Source organism: Bradyrhizobium forestalis, from assembly GCF_002795245.1.
Classification (GTDB): Bacteria; Pseudomonadota; Alphaproteobacteria; order Rhizobiales; family Xanthobacteraceae; genus Bradyrhizobium; species Bradyrhizobium forestalis.
Genome location: NZ_PGVG01000036.1, coordinates 25,739 through 46,383, shown reverse-complemented (window position 1 = coordinate 46,383; position 20,645 = coordinate 25,739). Strand labels below are relative to the sequence as shown.

Annotated in this window: 18 protein-coding genes; 8 read left to right on the top strand and 10 right to left on the bottom strand. The window is 56.7% G+C overall.

What is annotated here, in order from left to right:
- Nucleotides 1-7 precede the first annotated feature (7 nt).
- Nucleotides 8-256 carry a hypothetical protein gene (locus CVM73_RS39400; RefSeq protein WP_146006677.1) on the bottom strand — a complete coding sequence of 83 codons (249 nt, stop codon included), beginning with the start codon at nucleotides 254-256 and terminating at the stop codon, nucleotides 8-10.
- A 618-nt stretch (nucleotides 257-874) separates the two neighbouring features.
- Here CVM73_RS39400 and CVM73_RS30700 point away from each other — a divergent pair.
- The 8 genes from CVM73_RS30700 to CVM73_RS30665 all read left to right on the top strand — a co-directional run bounded on the left by CVM73_RS30700 (nucleotide 875) and on the right by CVM73_RS30665 (nucleotide 10,441).
- Entirely contained in the window at nucleotides 875-2,053 is a 1,179-nt protein-coding gene (locus CVM73_RS30700; RefSeq protein WP_100235525.1) for an ABC transporter ATP-binding protein, read from the top strand.
- A complete protein-coding gene (locus tag CVM73_RS30695; RefSeq protein WP_100235524.1) occupies nucleotides 2,050-3,024 on the top strand; it encodes a carbohydrate ABC transporter permease in 975 nt (324 codons plus the stop codon). Before CVM73_RS30700 ends, CVM73_RS30695 begins: the two co-directional genes overlap by 4 nt.
- Nucleotides 3,021-3,869, top strand: a complete 849-nt coding sequence (locus tag CVM73_RS30690; RefSeq protein ID WP_100235523.1) for a carbohydrate ABC transporter permease — start codon at nucleotides 3,021-3,023, stop codon at nucleotides 3,867-3,869. The genes CVM73_RS30695 and CVM73_RS30690 overlap by 4 nt, the downstream gene beginning before the upstream one ends.
- 76 nt (nucleotides 3,870-3,945) lie before the next feature.
- Complete coding sequence (locus CVM73_RS30685) at nucleotides 3,946-5,208, top strand: extracellular solute-binding protein (RefSeq protein WP_100235522.1); 1,263 nt, start codon at nucleotides 3,946-3,948, stop codon at nucleotides 5,206-5,208.
- 150 nt (nucleotides 5,209-5,358) lie between these two features.
- Nucleotides 5,359-6,459, top strand: coding sequence for a hypothetical protein (locus tag CVM73_RS30680; RefSeq protein ID WP_100235521.1), 1,101 nt, complete (start codon nucleotides 5,359-5,361; stop codon nucleotides 6,457-6,459).
- A gap of 177 nt (nucleotides 6,460-6,636) precedes the next feature.
- Nucleotides 6,637-7,800, top strand: coding sequence for an aminotransferase-like domain-containing protein (locus CVM73_RS30675; RefSeq protein ID WP_100235520.1), 1,164 nt, complete (start codon nucleotides 6,637-6,639; stop codon nucleotides 7,798-7,800).
- Nucleotides 7,801-7,909: 109 nt separating this feature from the next.
- Nucleotides 7,910-9,364, top strand: coding sequence for an alkaline phosphatase family protein (locus CVM73_RS30670; RefSeq protein ID WP_245452475.1), 1,455 nt, complete (start codon nucleotides 7,910-7,912; stop codon nucleotides 9,362-9,364).
- Between the two features lie 216 nt (nucleotides 9,365-9,580).
- Nucleotides 9,581-10,441: a phytanoyl-CoA dioxygenase family protein gene (locus CVM73_RS30665; RefSeq protein ID WP_100235518.1), complete on the top strand. Its 861-nt coding sequence runs from the start codon at nucleotides 9,581-9,583 to the stop codon at nucleotides 10,439-10,441.
- Between the two features lie 102 nt (nucleotides 10,442-10,543).
- On the opposite strand, the gene CVM73_RS30660 is transcribed toward CVM73_RS30665, so the two are convergent.
- The 9 genes from CVM73_RS30660 to aepX all read right to left on the bottom strand — a co-directional run bounded on the left by CVM73_RS30660 (nucleotide 10,544) and on the right by aepX (nucleotide 20,563).
- Nucleotides 10,544-11,449, bottom strand: a complete 906-nt coding sequence (locus tag CVM73_RS30660; RefSeq protein WP_100235517.1) for a class I SAM-dependent methyltransferase — start codon at nucleotides 11,447-11,449, stop codon at nucleotides 10,544-10,546.
- Between the two features lie 204 nt (nucleotides 11,450-11,653).
- Nucleotides 11,654-12,721 (bottom strand): succinylglutamate desuccinylase/aspartoacylase family protein, encoded by a 1,068-nt coding sequence (locus tag CVM73_RS30655; protein ID WP_100235516.1) that lies wholly within the window; start codon nucleotides 12,719-12,721, stop codon nucleotides 11,654-11,656.
- 88 nt (nucleotides 12,722-12,809) lie between these two features.
- Nucleotides 12,810-13,499: a class I SAM-dependent methyltransferase gene (locus CVM73_RS30650; protein ID WP_158237621.1), complete on the bottom strand. Its 690-nt coding sequence runs from the start codon at nucleotides 13,497-13,499 to the stop codon at nucleotides 12,810-12,812.
- A gap of 140 nt (nucleotides 13,500-13,639) precedes the next feature.
- Complete coding sequence (locus tag CVM73_RS41825) at nucleotides 13,640-14,146, bottom strand: GNAT family N-acetyltransferase (protein WP_430641325.1); 507 nt, start codon at nucleotides 14,144-14,146, stop codon at nucleotides 13,640-13,642.
- 47 nt (nucleotides 14,147-14,193) lie between these two features.
- Complete coding sequence (locus tag CVM73_RS30640) at nucleotides 14,194-15,342, bottom strand: aminotransferase-like domain-containing protein (protein ID WP_100235513.1); 1,149 nt, start codon at nucleotides 15,340-15,342, stop codon at nucleotides 14,194-14,196.
- A gap of 32 nt (nucleotides 15,343-15,374) precedes the next feature.
- Nucleotides 15,375-16,076 carry a CDP-alcohol phosphatidyltransferase family protein gene (locus CVM73_RS30635; RefSeq protein WP_245452469.1) on the bottom strand — a complete coding sequence of 234 codons (702 nt, stop codon included), beginning with the start codon at nucleotides 16,074-16,076 and terminating at the stop codon, nucleotides 15,375-15,377.
- 576 nt (nucleotides 16,077-16,652) lie between these two features.
- On the bottom strand, nucleotides 16,653-17,861 hold the full coding sequence (locus CVM73_RS30630) for a pyridoxal phosphate-dependent aminotransferase (protein WP_100235512.1): 1,209 nt from the start codon (nucleotides 17,859-17,861) through the stop codon (nucleotides 16,653-16,655).
- 708 nt (nucleotides 17,862-18,569) lie between these two features.
- Nucleotides 18,570-19,361: a phosphocholine cytidylyltransferase family protein gene (locus CVM73_RS30625; RefSeq protein WP_100235511.1), complete on the bottom strand. Its 792-nt coding sequence runs from the start codon at nucleotides 19,359-19,361 to the stop codon at nucleotides 18,570-18,572.
- Nucleotides 19,362-19,660: 299 nt separating this feature from the next.
- The gene (gene aepX / locus CVM73_RS30620; RefSeq protein ID WP_245452474.1) at nucleotides 19,661-20,563 is read right to left on the bottom strand and encodes a phosphoenolpyruvate mutase; all 903 of its coding nucleotides are present in this window, start codon (nucleotides 20,561-20,563) and stop codon (nucleotides 19,661-19,663) included.
- Between the last annotated feature and the right edge of the window lie 82 nt (nucleotides 20,564-20,645).

The window sequence follows — 20,645 nt, the reverse complement described above, 5'->3', positions numbered from 1 at the left end:
GTTGCGATCATTCAAAATGGAGTCCGCCGGGCATGGCCACGTTGCGGATACGCGTCATCGACAGGGTACAGGGACGGGCGACGTGAGGATCTTCAGGCTTGATGGTGCGCAGACTATGTGAGGGGAGTGCGTCAAGCCTGGAGGTAACGGTCAGCGACAGGGCGAGAATGGCGCGATAGGTCGGCATCCGGGCGGCGAATTGCGGATCATGCAGACCGCGTTTCTCACCTCGATCAAATCGGTGCAAAAAAGTCAATCGGTCCGCGCGTTACCCAACGCATCGCGCGGCCCTCGGTCGAATGGCATATACCAACAAGCTGATCGCCTCGACCGCCGCGCATCCAATTTTTAAATCAAAAGCTTGAAGGTTTGAAACGAACCACGTCCAGGTTTTTGAATGAGGTGCTCACGACAGGGCGGCTTTTCCTTCGGCTGGTCGCGTCCTCGCGTGCGGGGTAGTGAACAGGATCATGTCTAGCTTGGCGACATAACAGGCGAGGTGCCAATGGAGCCCCGCCAATCGATTGCATCGGTGCGCCATCGACAAACCTCGAGTTAAGATGGCGTTCCAGGACAGAGAGATGTGTTGATGGAGCCCTGGATCATGCCAAGGCTCTTCGCTGCACAAAGTAGGCTTTGTTTGCTGTTTGCTAGCGATATCCACGAAACGTGTCGCGGTGAGCATGTCGTTGCTTTTGGCCACTCCTCCTCGTTATCGCATGTTGCAGAGTTAGTATCGAATTATTCGATGAGCGTCATTCGGATGTAGCAAAGTAGGTCTTGAAGGTCTTGCACATCGGCGGGCAGTCAAAGTGAGATAGGCAATTCTCATTGTGCTTCGCAAAGATCTCATAATGATGTGGAAATAACCACCATGGCATCCGTATCGATTGACGGCATCCAAAAGAATTATGGCCCGACGTCTGTTCTGCGTGGCGTTTCACTATCGATAGCGGATGGCGAGTTTCTTACGCTTCTGGGGCCATCAGGATGTGGGAAGTCGACGCTGTTGCGTATTCTGGCTGGACTCGAGGTGCAGGACGCAGGTTCGGTCTTGATCGACAAGCGAGCAGTGGACGGCCTCAGGCCGAAATGGCGGGACGTGGCGATGGTGTTTCAGTCCTACGCGCTTTATCCCCATATGACCGTTGCCTCTAACATGGCGCTGCCGCTCCGGATGCGCAGGCTCTCGGCCGTCCAGAGGCTTCCCCTTGTCGGTCGCCTGCTGCCAGAAACGGCGCGGATCACCGCCGAGATCGACGTGGAAGTCATGCGTACAGCCAAGTCCCTCGGCATCGGCCACTTGCTGGCGCGCAAACCAGGGCAGCTCTCCGGTGGACAGCGCCAGCGCGTGGCCGTCGGCCGAGCCATGGTGCGCCATCCGGCTGTTTTCCTGATGGACGAGCCACTGTCGAACCTCGACGCCAAGTTGCGTGTGCAGATGCGCGCCGAGATCAAGGAGCTGCATCAGCGGCTCGGCGGCACCTTCGTCTATGTTACCCATGACCAGGCTGAGGCCATGACACTGTCGGACCGAGTGGCCGTAATGGTCGACGGCGAGTTGTTGCAGGTCGCTGCGCCGCAGGACATCTATGTCGATCCCGACGACCGCCGCGTCGCTGAATTCATCGGTTCGCCCAAAATCAATATGCTGGACGGCGTGGTGCGCGAACGAGGCGTGGTCGATGTGGCCGGATCGGCGCTTGCCATCGAGGTCGACGCGATCGCCGGCGCGCATATCACCCTCGGGATTCGCTCCGAGGCGTTTCATTTCGCCGACCATGGCGGACCGGGTGTGCTGACCGGTTCCGTCCGCATGATCGAACACATGGGCTCTGATCTCCTTGTGCATTTTGATTTGGCGGGCGTCGATCATCTGGTGATCGCACGGCTCTTGGCGGAACGGGCGCCTCATATCGCCGTCGGTCAGACCCTGCATGTCGGCGTCCGGCCGGATCGCGTGCTGCTCTTTACCCGTGATGGGCGGCGGCTGCGCCGGGAAGTGGAAGCCGGCCGAGCATCGGTCACACCGATCCGGGAGATCGCCCGATGAGCGAGCCTCTTTGCCTTTCCGGTGTCCGCGTCGAGCACTCTGCAATTGGCGGCGCTCGAAGGGCCCAAATCCCCGCCACGCCGCCGGCTCGTGCCCCTGCCGTTGCGCAGACGCTGGTGGCTTGGGGGCTGGCTGGACCCGCAGTCTTCTTTCTGCTTGTCCTGTTCTTGCTGCCAGTGACCGGAGTTTTTGTCATCGCACTCAGTGACTGGCAGTTCGGAGCACGCTCCCTTTCCTTCGTAGGTTTTGCCAACTTTCGCGAGGTCTTCGTCGACGCTGGGTTCAGGGCGTCGCTTCTCAATTCCGTCGTCTACGTTCTGATCGTCGTGCCGGGTTCGGTCATCCTCGGTCTTATGATCGCAGTGCTGATCGAAAGCGGAAGGTCCTTGCGCTCTTTTTATCGCGCCATCCATTTTTTGCCGTTCATGGCGACACTCGCGGCCATGGCGATCGCTTGGGAGGCGTTGCTGCACCCCACGATCGGCTTCGTCAACCAGGCGCTCGCCGTCATAGGCTTGCCAACTGCCAACTGGCTACGAGACGAGAATACAGCCCTTCCAGTGTTGGCCATCATCGGCATCTGGCAGAACCTCGGCTATGCGATGGTGCTGTTCCTGGCCGGCCTGAAGAGCATCCCGCAGGATTTATACGATGCCGCCGACGTCGACGGTGCCGATCTTTGGCTTGATCGGCTGTGCATCGTCACGCTCCCGATGTTGGGGCCGGTTTCGATGTTCGTCGTCATCGTCGTGGCGGTGAGGGCATTTGAGCCCTTCGACGCCGTGAAAGTGCTTACCCAGGGCGGCCCCGGGCACGCCTCCGAAATGCTGCTCTACACATTGTACCGGGAGAGCTTCGAGTATTTGCGCACCGGATTTGGTGCCGCCGTTGCGGTCGTCTTTCTCGCCATCGTTGTGACGCTCACACTCGTCCAGGCAAGGATTATGGGCAACAGGGTGCACTATCAATGAGCGCCTTCAAATCCGCCAGGCGCCTGTCGCTGCCGACCACCATTCTTCGCCACGCTGTGCTGCTCTGTACCGGCGCGCTGATTCTTGCCCCCTTTGTGTGGATGGTGTCGCTGTCGATCAAGCCGGCAAGCGAGATCTTCCGGGTGTCCTTTTCCTTCTGGCCGGAGCGGTTCTACGGGATTGAGAACTACACCAAGGCGCTGACGGAAGTGCCGCTGCCGCGCTACATGGGCAATGGCGTTCTCGTCTGTGCGATCATCCTGGTGCTCCAGATCCTGGTCTGCACGCCGTGCGCCTACGTACTCGCCAAGCTCCGTTTCCCTGGTCGCGACCTACTCTTCAGCATGGTGCTCATCGGCCTGTTGCTGCCGCACCAAGTTCTCTCGCTGCCACTCTTCATTCTCAGCTACCAGCTCGACATCCTTAACACCTATGCCGCACTCATCTTCCCCTACGTCATCTCGCCGTTCGGGATCTTCCTGTTCCGTCAATTCTTCAAGACTATTCCCGATGATGTGGTGCACGCCGCGCGCCTCGACGGTCTTTCTGAACTGGCTATCGTCTGGAGGATCATGCTGCCGATGGCGCTGCCCGCTCTCATCGCCTTCTCCATCTTTTCGGTGGTCGGTCACTGGAACGATCTCTTCTGGCCACTGATCGCCGTGCGCGATCAATCGCTGATGCCGCCGCCTCTCGGCATCATGGTTTTCAAGAACGAGGAGGCGGGCAATGATTATGGCCCCCTCATGGCCGCATCAACTCTCGTCGTAATGCCTCTGATCATCGCCTTCCTTGCCGCTCAGAAATGGTTTGTCGAAGGCATGACCGGAGGAGCGGTGAAATAAGTGGCCTAGCCGACAGTGGGACAGGTGAGGCTAATAATACAATCAGAAATCGCGGTACTTTCGAACGGAAAGCTCTATGAAAATGAAAAGCTGCCTATGTGCAATGCTCTGCGTCGTAGTTTGGGTCTTCGGCGGCTCCCCGGCCTATTCGGAGGATCGGGTCACCATTCGCGTCTCTTACGTGAATTCCTATATGAAGCCGATACAAGAGGAAATCGCCCGGCGCTTTAGCCAGATGCACCCCCACATCGCTGTCGTTCTGGATTCACCAGTAGAAGCGTGGGGAGATCAACTGCAGCGAACTATTCTTGACAGTGCCACGGGGAATAGACCTGACGTTGCTGAACATGCATTCAATCTTTTCGGCGAGATCGTAGATCGTGGCTTGGCGCAGCCTTTGGATTCATTGATCAAGCAAGAAGAAGACTGGTCATCGATGGGCTATAGCCCAGCGCTTACCGGTCTTGGGGTACACCATGGCGAAATCTGGGGACTACCATTCCGCATCTCAACGCCAATTATATTTTACAACGCCGATCTCGTTCGGTCGGTGTCCGAAGGCTCGAGCGAATTTCCTTCCGACTGGCAAGGCATTTTGCAAGTCGCTAAGAGGATCACCGCCCTCGGCGACCAGCGGGCCGGAATCTTTTTCGACTACCAAGCGGACGGTAACTGGACCTTTCAGGCGCTGCTCAATCTCCGAGGCGGACAACTCGTGACGTCAGAAGGAAAGATTGGCTTCAACAATGCGGAGGGGTTGAGCGCCCTTGCGACTTTGAGCGAGATTGGTCAGTCGAGCACGTCCGACATGCCCCGTGAGCAGGCGAGACAATCGTTTGCTGCTGGCGTTCTTGGGATCTACGTGGGGTCCAGCGCGCAGCTGGGCAATCTCCTGAGAGCCTCAGCGAACAAGTTCTCCATCGGGACAGCTCCCCTGCCGCGTTCAGCAAGTAATGCCAGGTTACCTGCGGGTGGTGGAATCTATATGCTGACGACCAGGGATCCCAAGAAGCAAGCGGCAGCGTGGGAGTACATTAAGTTCGCAACAGGACCGGTCGCACAGACGTTGGTGGTTGAGCAAACTGGCATGATGCCGTGTAACGAGCTTCCAGCAAGTGACCCAAGCCTATTAGGAAAGTTCTACAGCAAGAATCCGCTCTACCTGACAAGCTTGAAGGAGCTTCCGATTGTCACGAGCTGGACCGCATTCCCCGGACGAAACGCCGTCAAGATTAGCGACACAATTCGTGAGCAGCTGCGGGCCGTGGTCACACTCAAAACGAAGCCCGACGTTGCTCTTGAGGCTATGACAAAGGATGTTGAGGCGCTCCTAAAGTAAGTCTCAGAGCGCAGTCTATCCGTAGCCTACCAGTCGTATTCCATAAGCGACGTGCACGACGCTGCGCCGTGAAAGATATTGCGCGCCACGACACACAATCGTGATGGCGCACAAAGATTGTACCGTATTCATGCACAGGGACCGCGAAAAATGCTTCATCCTCTTACAACCCAGCTTGTCGGAAGCTACACAAAGCCTACTTGGCTGATCAAGCACAATGAAATCTATCGTTTGGGCGGTCGTGCTTGGTTGATTGAGTCCGATCTCTTGGAAGGCGCACAAGCAGACGTTGCGCGCTTATCCATCTATGATCAAGAAAAAGCTGGCATGGATCTATTGACGGATGGCGAGCCTTGGCGGTCAGCATGGGACCGGCACTTCATTTCCAGGCTGGGGGGGCTGAACATTGCTCGGCCGGCCAATATCGTGGTGCCTCCCTCGGAAATCGACACGGTCAAGTTCAAAGAAGAAGGCGAATGGTCGAGAGAGGATGACGATGGTCTCCCTCGTGTGGTCGGTCCCATCGAATGGCTTGAGCCAATCACCGTGAAAGAGCTCGAGTTTGCGAAGCGTCAAACCGGCAGACCGCTCAAGACACAGATTGTCGGGCCGTTTACCGTGATCGACCGATTGGCCGATGAATATTACCACGACGAGCTCGAGCTTGCGATGGCTGTCGCGGCGGCTCTCAATAAAGAATTGCTCGCTCTTGAAAAGGCCGGTGCGGCGGTGCTGCATATTGACGATCCCGTCATGCATTCTCGCTTCAGCCGATCCAAGCGACTCGGCATCGCTCCAATCGAACGGATGATCGAAGGGCTGACCCGGCCGACAACGGTGCATGTTTGCTATGGGTACGCGTATTCGAAGGAAAGCAAAGCGCCAAGCCCGACTTATCCCGAGCTGTTAGAACTACTTGCAAGCGTCAAAGGTCTGACAGCAATGAGCATAGAGTACGAGCAACCACGGCATCAGCCGGATCTGCTACGCCATTGTGGCGATAAACATGTCGTCTTGGGACTGCTTGATCTCGGGACAACGAATATTGAAACGCCAGAGCATATCGCTTCGAGAATTCGAGACGCGCTGGAGGTAATACCTCCGGAGAGGCTTCATCCGAGTTCTGATTGCGGGATGTGGCATCTACCGCGCGAGGTAGCTTTCGGGAAGATTCGGGCTCTGGTCAGAGGCACCGACATTGTTCGTCGAGAACTCGGGCTGCCAACAAGCTGGCCCATGACGTGCTCTTGACAGGACGCTCATCGCCGGTTGGGGGAAACTAAAAGGCGCGGAGTGGACAGGAGAGGGCGTTGGCTCACGCAGTCGACGAAAAGGCAGCTCGACGCCGACCGAAAGTGCAGACGAACGACCTACGGATTGTCGGATACGCATCAACAAGTTGAACGTAGAAACAGTGAAAGACCGAGTATGAAAGAACCGCGGGAAGTCACCCGTCAGACCGACCCAACACTCTGCGATGGCTCACTTAATCTGAGTGGCAATCTGCCGCCGATTGTAGCCGACGTTTTCGAGCGGCGGTATAGATGCGCTCTTTCCAAAGTTATGACGCAAGAGCAGCTTAGCAGCCTGGTCGGGTCCCATCGATTCATGGGCACCGAGAAAGACCGCAGGGCGGGCTCGGGGTTTGCCTCACTACGACTTGGCTCGCTTCCAGACATCAGCAGGATTGTTGTTACGAATGGGACGCAGAGCGCAATTGACCGGTTGTTCGATAGCATTGCTGGCCGAGGTGGCGTGATAGCTGTGGAGGAACTAACTTATCCAGCTATCAAACCGATGGCAGCGAGACTTGGCATTAGGCTTTGCCCAGTGAGCATCGATGATGACGGATTAGTGCCCGATAGCTTTTCTGATGTCTGTAAGCGAGATAAGCCAAGTGCATTTTACACAATGCCGACGTTGCATAATCCGACGACGGCGACAACAACGCTTGAGCGCCGGAAGGCAGTTGTCGATATCGCGCGCTTAAATAACGTTCAGTTCATAGAAGATGACATCTACAGTATTCTTCCACTCGACGCGCCACCTCCATTTGCGACACTGGCTCCAGAAATCTCTTGGTACATTCTTGGGACGGCGAAGTCATTATCACCAGGGCTGAAGGTGGCTTATGTCGTAGCACCCAACAGCGCGGCCGCGGGCCGTGCATTCTGGCCTGGTGTTAAGTCGACATATTGGATGCCGGCACCGTTGAATGCGGAGGTCACAGCCAACCTTGTCCTGTCGGGCCACGCCAATGAGATCGTCGGCGCTGTCCGTCTTGAGATGGATCACCGGCATGAACTCGCGCGGGAAATCCTAGACGGGATCCCGGTTACGACCAATCCTGGTGCACTGAATCTATGGGTTAGAATACCTAAATCCGGAGCGCGCCTCGAAATAGCGAGACTGACGCAAAACAGGAATGTCATCGTCGGGCACGGCGACGCATTCGTTGTCGGGGATCGCATTCCCCCGGAGGCGCTTAGAGTAGGATTGGGCACTGTGCTCACGCGTGATCAACTTTCACGAGGCTTAGAGGTTGTGCGGGACGCGTATCGGAGTGTGTTGGAGCCTAGCATGTCTTCGTAATCGACGCCTGGTCTGAAACTTACGAGCTGCAGCGTAGCTCGCACCCAGCGATGCATTGACAATAGGATAGGAGCGGCCGTTGCCTCACGAGAAGCGACATTTTCTACTCGTGAGTTTCGACGGACTGCGTCCAGATCTTGTCAGTTCGGGGCTAACGCCGAACCTGACACGTTTGGCAAATGCGGGCATCACTCTCGGAAATCACCGAACGGTGTATCCAAGTGAGACGCGCTCGGCATTTCCTAGCCTCGTCACAGGCGCTGTGACGGGCCGTCACGGCATGGTTGGCAACAAGTATGTAGACCGCGAGGTAGTGCCGCCGCGCTACATCGACACGGCGGACGCCATTCTCCTTCGCAATCTTGATCTGGCAAGCGGAGGCAAGCTCTACTCGGTTCCCTCGCTGGGCGAGATATTGTCCGCGCACGGGCGCAGCCTCGCCGTGCTCGCCACCAACACCCCAGGTACGACCCGGTTGTTCCACCACAAGGCGGAGGAATTTGGCCACATTCGCCTCTCCGGTCACTTCCGTGAGGCTTGTACGCCAGACGATGTCCTGGCCGAGATGGAAGCGAGTATCAGTCCATTGTCACCGGTCCCCCCCAAGTCGCAGCCGGACCGTATCGGACAAGACTGGATCACTTCGGCTTTCCTCGATGTTATCTGGCCGAGATATCGGCCCGATGTCACCATCCTTTCCTATGGCGAGCCGGACGTCACCTCTCACTTTCACGGCACGGGAGCTGAGGCAACTCGGTCTATCATTAGCCATTGCGACCGTCAGTTTGGCCGCGTGCTCGAGTGGTGGGAGGTCGAGGGCCGACAGGCCGGAGTGCAGATCATCGCTATCTCGGACCATGGCCACATCACTGGCCATACGCGCATTTCAGTGGCCGACAGCCTGCGTGCAGCCGGCTTCAAGCCCGGGGTCGCGCCTGCTCCCGACGTTGACGTTGTGGTCGTGCCTGGCCAGGTCGGCGCTCTCTATCTTGCCGATCCAGACGAGGGAAAGGTTGCCCAGTTAGTCGCGACCATGACCTCCCAGCCATGGTGCGGGCCGGTATTTACGTGTGCGAAGGACGAGGTTAACGGCACCGCCCCAGGAAGCCTCTCAAATCGCCTCGTCTTCGCGGATCATGTTCGCGCGCCGGACGTCGCCTTTTCCTTTCGCGCCGACGACGGCCTCGATCCGTTCGGCCTGGTCGGGGGCACTTTTTACGACAACGACCGTCGCACAGGCCTCGGCCTGCATGGGGGGCTGCACCCGAAGGAATTGGCCGCCTTGGGAATCGTCGCCGGTTCCGCCTTCCCTGCTGCGGCCTGCCTTTCATCGGTGCCGTCGGGCATCTGCGACCTGGCCCCGACGATGCTCCAGCTGCTCGGCTTGGCCGTGCCGCAGAGCATGACCGGGCGTGTGCTCCGTGAGCTGACCGCACCGTCAGGCAAAGTTGGCCCGTCAATTCGCGAAGAGGTCTTTGACGCGTGCCTTGATGCCTACGCGCAGACGCTACGCCGCGTCCACGTGGACAGCGCCTGCTACGTTTCGGGTGGTTGGGTCAATTAATCTGCGCTTTCTTGTGTGGAGGCCGAAATGTTCGCGCTCCGGCGCCATGAGGTAGCAAGAACCATCTGGTCAGCCGCCAACTTCCAGCGGGGCCCAGCTCGAGCGACCTTAGCATGTCGTGATGGTTGGTGGTGGGTGCGGATCTGTGGCTATTTCCTGCCAAAGTGCTTTTTCGCTTAGGCCAGAGCATTCAACTGGCTATCAAGGAGAGAAAAGATGCCCAAAATGCTGAGTGAAGCCCAGGTTGAACAATATCGTTCGGAAGGGTTCGTCTGCCCAGTTGACGCTCTTTCAATCGAAGAGGCTGCTGAATTCCTTGCGCGAATGGAGGATCTCGAAAATCGAGAGCCAGACCTGTGGGCGCGGTCCAAAATAAAGCCCCATCTGCTGATGATGTGGCTCAATGATCTAATGCGAAGTTCGAGTATTTTGGATGCCGTCGAGGACGTGCTTGGGCCAGATATTATGGCTTGGGCGACCGGCCACTTTGATAAGAAGCCTCATGACCCGAGTTTTGTAACGTGGCATCAGGATGGGACATATTGGGGGCTTTCCGAACCGAGCGTTGTCACGGCTTGGGTGGCGTTGACGCCCAGCAACCGCAGGAACGGATGCATGAGAGTGATTCCCGGCAGCCATCACCGGGGCCAATTGCCGCATAGAGACACCAGCGATAGAAACAATTTATTGAGCCGAGGGCAGGACGTCGAGGTCAATGTCGAAGAAGATCAGGCCGTGGATTTGGAGCTTCGTCCCGGCCAGATCTCTCTCCATCACACCATGCTCATTCATGGTTCAAAGCCGAATTTGTCGGACACGCGACGCCTAGGGATCACCGTTAGATACGTCGCTGCGCACGTCAGTCAGACCAGGGGATTTAGGGACAGCGCGACCTTAGTGCGGGGAATCGATAAGTATCGAAACTTTGTCGCCGAACCACGTCCGCGTTGCGATTTTGACCCAAACGCTGTTGAATTCTACAATGAGATAGTTGCCGAAAGCCGCAGACGCAAGGATGCAATCGCGGTCGGCCATCAGAACAAGGCGGAGCTGCTCAAGCCGACAACTATGCTGTGAGCCTCACCGCCGCCAATCGCGATGGGACTTGACGCTGAGCTATGACAAAAGCTCCGCGCCAGGACCTTTCGCTCCCATAACCGCACAAACCTTTGGGGAAGGTCAGAGTCTAGACCCGGGACGAAAGACTGTATGGCGCAGCAAACGCTCATGGAGTGTTGATTGATTCAATCTGCCGAGTTGCCTATCAAACACAATCGCGTACGTTACCTCGGTTACATACGGTTGTCTCAAGGAGCCGTCGATGGAGTGGCGACGAAAGAGATCGCGCAGAAACTCGACCACTTTATTGCGCCCGACCACCTCAGCGGATCGCTGAACGATGCTTGTTGAAAGCCCCGCAATGACGAAGTGCTCCAAGTTGGTCTCAAAGTCCCATTCCCACGACCGTACCGTTACATCCGAAAAATGATCGTCTTCCAACAGCTCGGATCGAAAATCCACGTTGGAGTAACCTCCATCCTTGTTAGTAAAGGCGCCGCGGCGATATTCCGGGATACAACCCTCAATATAACGGTGAAACTCAGTTAGTGCTTCGCTATCCCAGTATCGATGTCGATTGTGAACGAGCGCCACCATACCGCCGGGCTGAACCGTTCGCACAACTTCTCCAAAGAATTTCTTTCGATCGAATCTATGCGCAGCCGTAGCGGATACTATCGCCGATAGCGAGGCTTGCGGGAAAGGCAGTTGTTCTGCGGGCGCATCTTGAAAGCTCACCTGCAGGTCAGGTGGCATAGCCTTCCTTGCCACCCGGATCATGTCGAGATTGGGTTCAACTCCGACTATCGGAACGATGCCATCCAGTTCTTTCGCTAGGATCCTAGTGAAAATGCCAGTTCCGCTGCCGACATCCGCAATACTTGCGATGAGCCGGGCGCGTTGAATGTGCTGCGATATCAATTTTGCTACATCAGACGGATAACCGGGTTGGGAGCGGTCATAGTTTTCGCCTTCGCCGGTAAATTCGTCCCACGACGTGTTGAATACCTTTGGACGTTTACACATTGTTCCCCTCTGTTGACCGCGCGTTTCTCTTAGGGCTGGAAACGACCGAGAGCGACCGAAAATTGATGGCGACAGCCTCAGTTTCTATCCTCTCGGTTACACCAGGTCTGACCCGGCAATCTCCTCTCAAGGTGGACGGAATCGATCAGCTCATACATTGGGGCGCTAAGCCGCATTGTCCAGAACGCCATATTTGTCCTCGGATCACCTTGGTGGGTCCGCAACGCCGGAAGTATACTGATGCCCATCTTTGTGAGCGTTCCGCTTGAACGCAATTCGATAAAGACAATCGCCGCGCTCAACCTGCGTCATAAATCGCGCGACGGTGACAATGCCGTCCTGGTCGAAACGATATTCTGTCGACGAGCGGCCGGGACTATCAACAATATGTATCCGTCCAGCCAGATCTCCACGTCGAACTTCACTGCCCACGGTCACGGAGGGTTCGAATAGGCCCGCTTCCATTGCCCAAGTCATGGTGTCTGGCTGGTCAGACGAGAGAATTTGCGTTCTCATTGGCGGCGGAGCATCACTGATCTCGGCTAGAACACCGATTTTGTGCAGAACCCGAACGAGTGCCTGCTCTGTTAAAGAGAGTGAACTGGAAGTCACCGATCCGGCGCCCCCAAGCTCAGCACCTATCGCTATCGCACCCTGGCGTGCGCTCGCTGTCAGCGCAATTCTTCCAAAATGAGGTTGCGATCGTGAAGCATAAACGATCGAGTATGGCGCCCCGAAAGCCTCGGCCAGCGCCATCTGCTGTTGAAAGCGAAGCGCATCTCCTTCGGCAACCACTATCGCAGCAGCTACGTGCATGATTGACGAGCCGCCGGCATGGAGATCGATAACGAAATCGGATATGGCCATTAATCCGTGTTCGATGTAGGCGGCGATTTGTTGGGTCACGCTGCCATTCGCCTCGCCGGGAAAGAGTCTGTTCAAATCTCCGCCGTCAATTGGGGAAGTTCTCGTGCCAGCCCTTGCTGCCGGAAAATTCGCCATTGGAAGAATAAGGACACGCCCAGTAACATCAATAGGCCGAAGGTCCGCAGCAAGCTTGGAGAGCGCAATCTGACCTTCATACTCGTCGCCGTGAACGCCTGATATCAGGAGTACAGTTGGACCTGAGCCGTTCCTTATGCAGGTGATAGGCACCGGCAGCCAGTAATAGCATGAGCGGGTTGTGGAATGCTGAATTCCGATGTACCCGTGGCTCTTCCCTTGGCGATCGTAGTCGATTCCAACTAACCTTACATTTGGTATGTCCGCCATGGCTTCATTCCACACATTGGAAGATCTTGTCGCCTGCAAGAAGATAGCACCACGCCGGACTAGCGCGACGCCCCCGAAGTCATCCTCGTTAGTCGGATACGCCTTGTCCAAAAATCCAGGTGTACGTTCTCAGCTTCAATACAACACGGTCTTCAATCAACAGCCCACTGATCCTTTGAATAGCACTATCCCATTCCTGCGCATTCAATGCACTCTGGAGATCGTTCCTTGATCGCCACATGTTCAGATATCGATCTTTAGACATAACTTCGGAGTGACGAGAGTCCAAAAAGATGCGATGTTCAGAGAAGTCGCTCGTGGCGGCGCCAAGATTGTTAATGAATTCGAGAACGACGTCTGAATGGCGTGAGAAAGAAGGAACCGTTTCCGATAAGAGGTGATCAATAGACTGGACCGTCGGGTCGTATTCCGTGTCGAGCATCACCCAGATTGGTGTAAAGAATCCGCCCGGCGTTAAGACACGGCGAAATTCTCGGAGAGCGGCGTCCATGTCTGTCCAATGGAACGCGTTTCCCATCAGGAGCCAATCGATACTTTGATCAGCGAGACCGGTTGCCTCGCCACTGCCATGGAGCCATCGGAACGGGAAACCGGACTCAGAGTGCCTTATCCCTTCTTGCCGCATCGTGTCATTGGGCTCGATTGCGGTACCAGCGAATGCCCGCGCCGCGAGTTCGCGCGTCAACAGACCTGTACCGGCGCCAACGTCGGCCACCGCCGGATTCGGAAAGCAATTGCGGATCAGCAACGATAGCATGTCCAACACCTTTGGATCATATCGCGGCCGATCGCCGTAGTATGAGGCCGAGTTGGTAAAATTCCCGAGATTTGACAGAGCCGAGCATGTCATGAATATCACCACGTTAGCTTCTGGTTGAACCAAGACAGCGACGACGGCTACAGTCGTCGTTCAATGCGGTAGTGGGGCTGGACCCCGGGCTTAACTTGCTCATCGCCAACACGGATAAAGCCGTGTTTAAGATAGAATCCGATTGCCGAGCTTCGCCCGTTAGCCCACAGAAGTGACGCCTGTCGACGCCGAAGGAGCCTGACACCGTGTTCAAGTACGGCAGTCGCATAACCGGAATTGCGGTGCCGAGGATGAGTTGCCATCCCTCTTAGGCGCCATGAAAATCCGACCGCGGAGTAGGTGCCATCTTGCGACTGGTCCTCAAGTAGGAAAGTTGCCACTGACACAAGCTCGAATCCGGCAAACGCAGCTAAATGGAATTGCTCTTTTGCATACGGATAGGCCGGCACGGCTCTTGCCTCTGCCGGTTGAAGCCCTGCTTTTCTTAGACCGTAACAGTCTGCCTCCTTCACGCTCCCGATGTGAAGCGTGTGATCGGCGAGGAGAAAGCCTGGCGCTCTGCTAATGTGTGTCGTGCTTAGCGGAGAGGCCATCGTGTCGTGGACCTGGGGATTCGGCATCGAACCCTCCTTGCTCGCATCTAAGTCGACGCCAGTTCGCCGCGGATGTCATTCAGAATGCCCAATCCAGCCCGGAGGCTCTGATGATCAGAAGGGGAGCCGATTCCAATTCGAAACCGAGCAGAAAATCCGCCGGATGTTGGTGAGAAGGAGTCGCCCGTTGTAATGGATACGCCTCGCCTTCGCGCAGCTAGCTCGAAATCCTTGGCGGACAAATCTTCAGGCAACTCTAGCCATACGTGGTAGCAGAATGGCGGGACTCTTATGGTCCAAGACGGAAGCGAATTCCTTAAGATGTCCTGACGAGCATTTGTTTCGCGGCGAACTGATTCCAAGAGCGGCTCGACAGCACTCTGTTCAAGCCACAGAGTCGCAATCTCAGCAATGAGTGGCGCGACCATCCAGTTGGTTGTCTTGACACCGGGCCAGAACACCTCGCGTGCCATTCCCTCGGTTGGCGCGACGGTGTATGCAACGCGCAATTGCGCCGCTAGTGATTTGCTGAGGCCAAAGACGTACCATGTGCGTTCGGGCGCAAATGTTTGTAGCGGCGGCGGCGCGATCTCAGGCAAAACTCCGTAGATGTCGTCCTCAAAAATCCAGAGGTTATGCCGCCGGGCTATCTCAGCGACCGCGGTGCGACGTTCAACCGACATGGTTGCCGCCGTAGGATTGTGTAGCGTCGGCATGCAATATAGAGCCCGCACCTCACTTCCAAGTTTGATGCAAGCGTCGTCCAGCACGTCGGGAATTACGCCTTCGTGATCCATCTTGATTGGAGACAGCTTTATCCCGAGCAGTGAGCTTATTGGCTTCATTGCCGCGTACGTTAACTCCTCCGTCAACAGGATATTGCCAGGCTGAACAAGCGAGGCCAAAAGCATCAGCAAAGTGCTTTGCGTACCGTTCGATAGAATGATTCGCTCCTGATCAGGAGCGGCCCGCAGGCGCCGGGCAACCCATCCTGCTGCGGCGGATCGATCTCGTACCGTTCCGTTAAAGCGGGGAAACCGAATAGCTCCAGCTATGTCAGCACGCTCGAGCCCATCAAACGCAAGAGCAAGCCGGTTTCGGATAAGTGGGCCGGGTGGCGGAAAGTTTCGCGCTAGATCTATAGAGATCGCCGAAGATGACACGCGGTGATGAGCAACATCTAGGAGCTCGGCCATTGTATGATCCTGTGCCAGGTCAGGGATGATTGCTAGAGATGACCTATCGCGAAGCCAAGCGAGGCCAGCGCGATCGAGCCTGCTAGGGCAAAACCAGTTGCGATCGGCACCCCGGCTCCACGAATGGCTGGAACGCGGATTGCTGTTGTCACATGCAAGAGCGCGAGGATGATGAATGCCGCAGCGGTAATCGTCGCGAATATATCGTCCGGCAACAACGGGCGGGCGAGCAGCAGGACAGCAACTAGTGGTGTATCGTATGAAACCGGGATCCCGGTAAACTTTGTATCCTTTGTGAGCCCGACATTTTCGAAATAACTCAGCCTGATTGCGCCCGCTGATATCAAAATCAAGCTCGCGACAAGCGACAATATCGTGCCTTTACCGATAAGAATAATGATCGTCGCGGGGAAGAGGATGCCGTGCAGGAAGTCCGCAAATCCATCAAAGCTTTTTCCGAAATTCGCAACGTCTGAGGAACGGAGATGATTGGTCTTGCGCGCAACATGCCCGTCCCAATGATCCAGAAACCACGTCCAGAGCATTGCCGATGCGCCGAACTCTATTTCGCCATTGAGGGTCATGAAGAGGCCGATAACGGCAAATAGGTAGCCGAAGGCCGTAATCGCATTTGCATAGTCCAGCAAGTACCCGATCATCGCGGTAGCCTTGCTATTAGTGAGCCAAGCGCGGCACGGGGCCTCGCGCAGTGCATTGATAATGCGAAATTGCATGCTCCACTCATGCCCACTGCCGTTCTTGGACAATTGTGTATCGCTGCACCCAGCACTGTGGCCGCCGAGCCTTGAGCAGCGGCCGTGAGGACGTGTTCGACCCATACAAGAAAACATCGACCATCAGCCCGACCGCCGAGCCGCTGATTCATGCGTCGACCGCATAATAGCCGCCAAGATCCGCTTGGTAATGGATGAGACCGTTCGAAGTCTGCGTCCCGTGAATGCCGTATTCCAAGGACATGTTTCCTTTCCTGGATGGTGATGGTGCCGAGCATTAGATTCCAACCGAGCTATGGGGAATGCTGCCAGTCCGACCGAAACTGAAGTTGTGGACCGATCCGGTATCTATCTCCTCACGACGGCTGAACCGTCGGATGAATTGCTTGCGGTAGCTCAAGACAAAGGTTAGCCGGCAAGTTCTGCACGGCGACGCGTTGCAGCATTGGGAGCCTGTTTAGACCCTCAAGGATTTTGGAACGTATCCCAGGTGAGGGCGCATTCCTGATCCCAATCCACCGCCAAGGGCTCCAACCGCTGTGCCATTGAGCACATCAAATCTCCATCCGCTGAGGGTTAGGCCACTGCTTGTCTGGTCCTCAGGCCATTCAAAGTCTCGACCACGCGCTCTAGTCCCGACACCAACAGGTCTGGCGGAGCGCCGAAGGAGAGGCGAAGGCCGTTCACGTCGCCAAACGTACCGCCGGCAACCGACGCTACGCCGGCCTCCTTCAAGAGCAATCGTGCGATATCATCGGTGGATCGGACAGGAACTCCAGCCGGCAGAGCGGAGACCAGCCCACTGAGATCAAGGTAGAAGAAGAATGAGCCATCGGCGTTCGGCGGGCTTGCATCCTCCAGACCCGCCAGGATGCGAAGACCCATACTGCGGGCATCGGCCAGACGCTGATGCATCTCGCGTTCAAAGGTGCCGTCACTGACTTGAAGATGGTGTAAGATCGCGTGCTGCGCGATCACGTTGGCATTCGAGGTGGTGTGGGTCTGCAGCTTCCTGGCCGCGGAAGTGATCTTCCCGGACGCGGCGAAGTAACCCAGGCGCCATCCGGTGATCGCCAGCTCTTTGGAAAAGGCGTTGACGAGAATCGTTCGAGAACGTACGCCCGGATGCGCACTCACGATGGATTCATGGCGCGCACCGGTGAATACAAAGCTTGAGTAGCATTCGTCCGATATGATCCAGAGCTGGTAGTTAATTGCAAGATCGCCAATAGCTTGAAGGGTCGTTCGATCATAGACAGCGCCGGTGGGATTGTTCGGCGAATTAATGATAATCGCCTTGGTGCGCGGCGCGACCACGCCACGGATAGCGCTGATATCCGGAATATATCTCGGCGGGCAAGCATCAACGAATACCGGCTTTGCGCCGGCCAGAACAACCTGGGACGGGAATGTCGGCCAACAGGGGCGAATGATAATGACCTCATCACCCGGATCGAGCACGGCCAATGCGGCGTCGAGGAGCCCTTGCTTTGCACCAGCCGTGATTACGATGTTGTCAGTATTCCAATCGATGCCTGTTTGCGCCGACAGCTTTTTGGCGATGGCCGTGCGCAGCGTCGGTAGGCCTACGGACTCGGTATACCGGTTTGTACCGGCCGTGATGGCGGCAATCGCTCCCTCACGCACGGATAATGGAGGCTCGATGATGACTTCGCCGGCTGCAAGGTCGATGATCTGATGACCAGCCGCAGCAGCTTCTTTGGCTGCCTCACGCGCTGCGGCAGTACCCGAACCCGAAAGCAAAGAAATCCGCTGCGCCAACATGTGCGTTCCTCCTGTGCTGACTGTCGGGCTTCTGAGCCGGTCGAAACCTATGATCGTTGTAGGCAATCTGGTCGGGCACCGCATGATCAGGCTTGATTGCAGGCGATGAGCCGGCGAATGGACACCGGCCACATAGTGATTCGCGCACCCGAGCGCGCTTTACGATCGCGCCGGAGAATCTATGACGCCCTTCTACGAGGAAAGACGCGGCAGTGGTGGGGGCGGATCCCAGCGCGCATAATTTCTGCGACTGAGGATAGACCCTCGATCAGGGCCGTTGGCGCGGTGTGATTGATCTCGCATGCAAACTTCTTGCATCTGCGCTCGCCTAGCTCGACGTTCATCTGCCATTGGTGACATTCTTGCGGGTTCCAGATCAACTACGAGTCTTGGTGGTTGATCGCGCCGTGAACCTTGCCAGCGAATGCCGCCGCTCGCACAAGATGTTCGATCGTTGCCGGCAGGCACTTGAGGGAGCGCCGATCGCTTGTTCGACCTTGCCGAGAGAGAACAATCCATCCTTAATTTAGAACCATTTTGGCTAGCGTGGCTTGCATATCAGCGGGAAGCCAAGGGAGCCTGTACAGGTTGCTTCAGCTCTTCTTGCAACTTGACACAAGCACGACTGTGAGATCGGGCAATACTACCGAGAGCGGGTGCCGCCAGAGCCAGCTCAGGCAGCTTAGCATTGCGGTCTCACTTTGTTCTTCAGTTCGTGCGGCAAGCCGGACGCATTCGTCTCTCTACGAAAATGCGCTCCGCAACGCGCAGGTCTTCGGCGCTGTCGATTTCGTACCACCTGAGATCGTCACAGCGCGCCGCTGCGAGTTGTAGGCCACGCTGTTCCACTAGATAGGCAAGGAGCTCCTCGGTGTAGGCCTGCGTAGCTCCGGACCCGATGATATTGTCGAGCGCTGGAACGATCGTTGCCCTGAGGGTTGTCGCTGAAAATCGTAGCAGATTCATCGTCTTGAAGAGTGTCGGACCACCCGCGACAAGGTTTGCAGCGGTCTGTTTCATGCGGAAAGCTGTGATGAGGCCGCCATCCGACAACAGAACTGCCGAACCTTCCATCAATTCATTGAAGGGAGCGACCGCAGCGACGTCTGTTGCTTGGTTCATCATCAGGTAGGACAACGCATCTTCTTCGAAGAAGACGTCGCCTTCGAGAAGAAAGCAGTCTCCGGAAAGAAGCGCGTCGCGCGCCAGCCACAAGGAATAGGCGCTCCCGGTACGATCGAAAACCGTTGACTCGACATATTTGATTTCGAGCTCGGCAAAGCGCCTACCGCAGGCATATTGAATGGCATCCTTCCGGTAACCAACGACAACTGTCACCTGTTCTACGCCTACGGCTTTTAGATTGCGCAGGGCGTTATGGAGGATCGCCGTCCCGTTGACCTCGACCAGCGGTTTCGGGCGCAGATCTGTCAGAGGACGGAGGCGGGAGCCGCGGCCGGCGGCGAGAATGATCGCGTTCTTGGGAGCACTGGTTGCCATTTCGTCCTTTCATCGCACGGCGTTGCGTTCCGCCATTTCCAGGCGCTAAGAGCTCCGATGAGTGTCTCAGGCCGTCGGGCCTAGGGCCGCAGGGCGCAAAGTCTGCCCGCTCGAAGATAGCCCCCGCGCGGTTCTCGCTGCGGTGTCTGCCATCACACATCGAGCCCGCGCGACGGTCAGACTACACGTTTGGCAGGGTGAGGGCTGTTACACCATTTGAGGGTATCTCCAATAAGGAGTTCGTTGCAGGGTTGCAGTCAAACCTGACTGCAAGGGAAGAAGTGCAGCATATCGGTCCGTCAGGAATGAACGCCGCTGTGTGGATGAAGTCTATTGTCGTCCGTCAAGGGGTGAGGCAAATATCGCGCTTCTGCGCCGGCGAGTTCGTCGTACCTCAACAATTCGAATAGCTCGTCGAGTGTCGCAATGTTGGGCTCAACGCTGGCAGCGCTCTCCTCGGCGATGATGCGACCACAGACCTGCCGCATTGCCGCTATTGCGGCTCGCATGGAGTGGTTGGCCCAGATCACCGTGGAGATGCGGGCATTACGATACGCTGAGACCGGTGTTCGATAGTATTTGGTTGGAACGATCACGATGGGCAACCGATTCTGCCAGGCGTTCACGAACGAAAGTATCTCGTCCGCTGTACTCTGTCGCGAGTGAATGAGGATCGCGTCGGCTCCTGCGTCGGCGTAAGCGTGAGCGCGCAAAATGGCTTTGTCCATTCCATGCCCGGCGATCAGCGCCTCGATCCTGGCCACGAGCACCAAGTCGTCCGCGACTGCGTCCTTTACGGCACGCAAGCGGCCGGAGAATTCGTCGATATCGGCGAGGGGGTGCCGATCGCCAACAAACGAGTTCATCTTCGGAAAACAGCTGTCCTCCAGTGCGACGCCGGCAGCGCCCCGCTGGAGGAGCTTGCGCGCCAGCAGCCGAGCATTGTTGAAATTCCCGAAGCCACCGTCGCCGTCAACCAGGACAGGAAGTTGGCTTGAGTCCACGATCCGCTCGACCACGTCGACGAGGTGACTCCATGACGCCTCGTTGGCGTCGCGGTATCCAAGAGAGCAGGCGATCGACAGGCCCGACGCCCAGAGACCCTTGAAGCCTGCGCGCTCAGCAATCGCGGCGGAGAGTCCATCATGCGCCTCCATGAGGAAGGAAAGTTCGCTGCTGGAACTGATTTGAGCGCGCAGCAGCTCAACAAGTGAGGGGGCAGCGGATTGATCAGGGCCGTTGGCGAGGAGAGATTGCGAGTGGTCTTGCATGCCGATTGCCTGT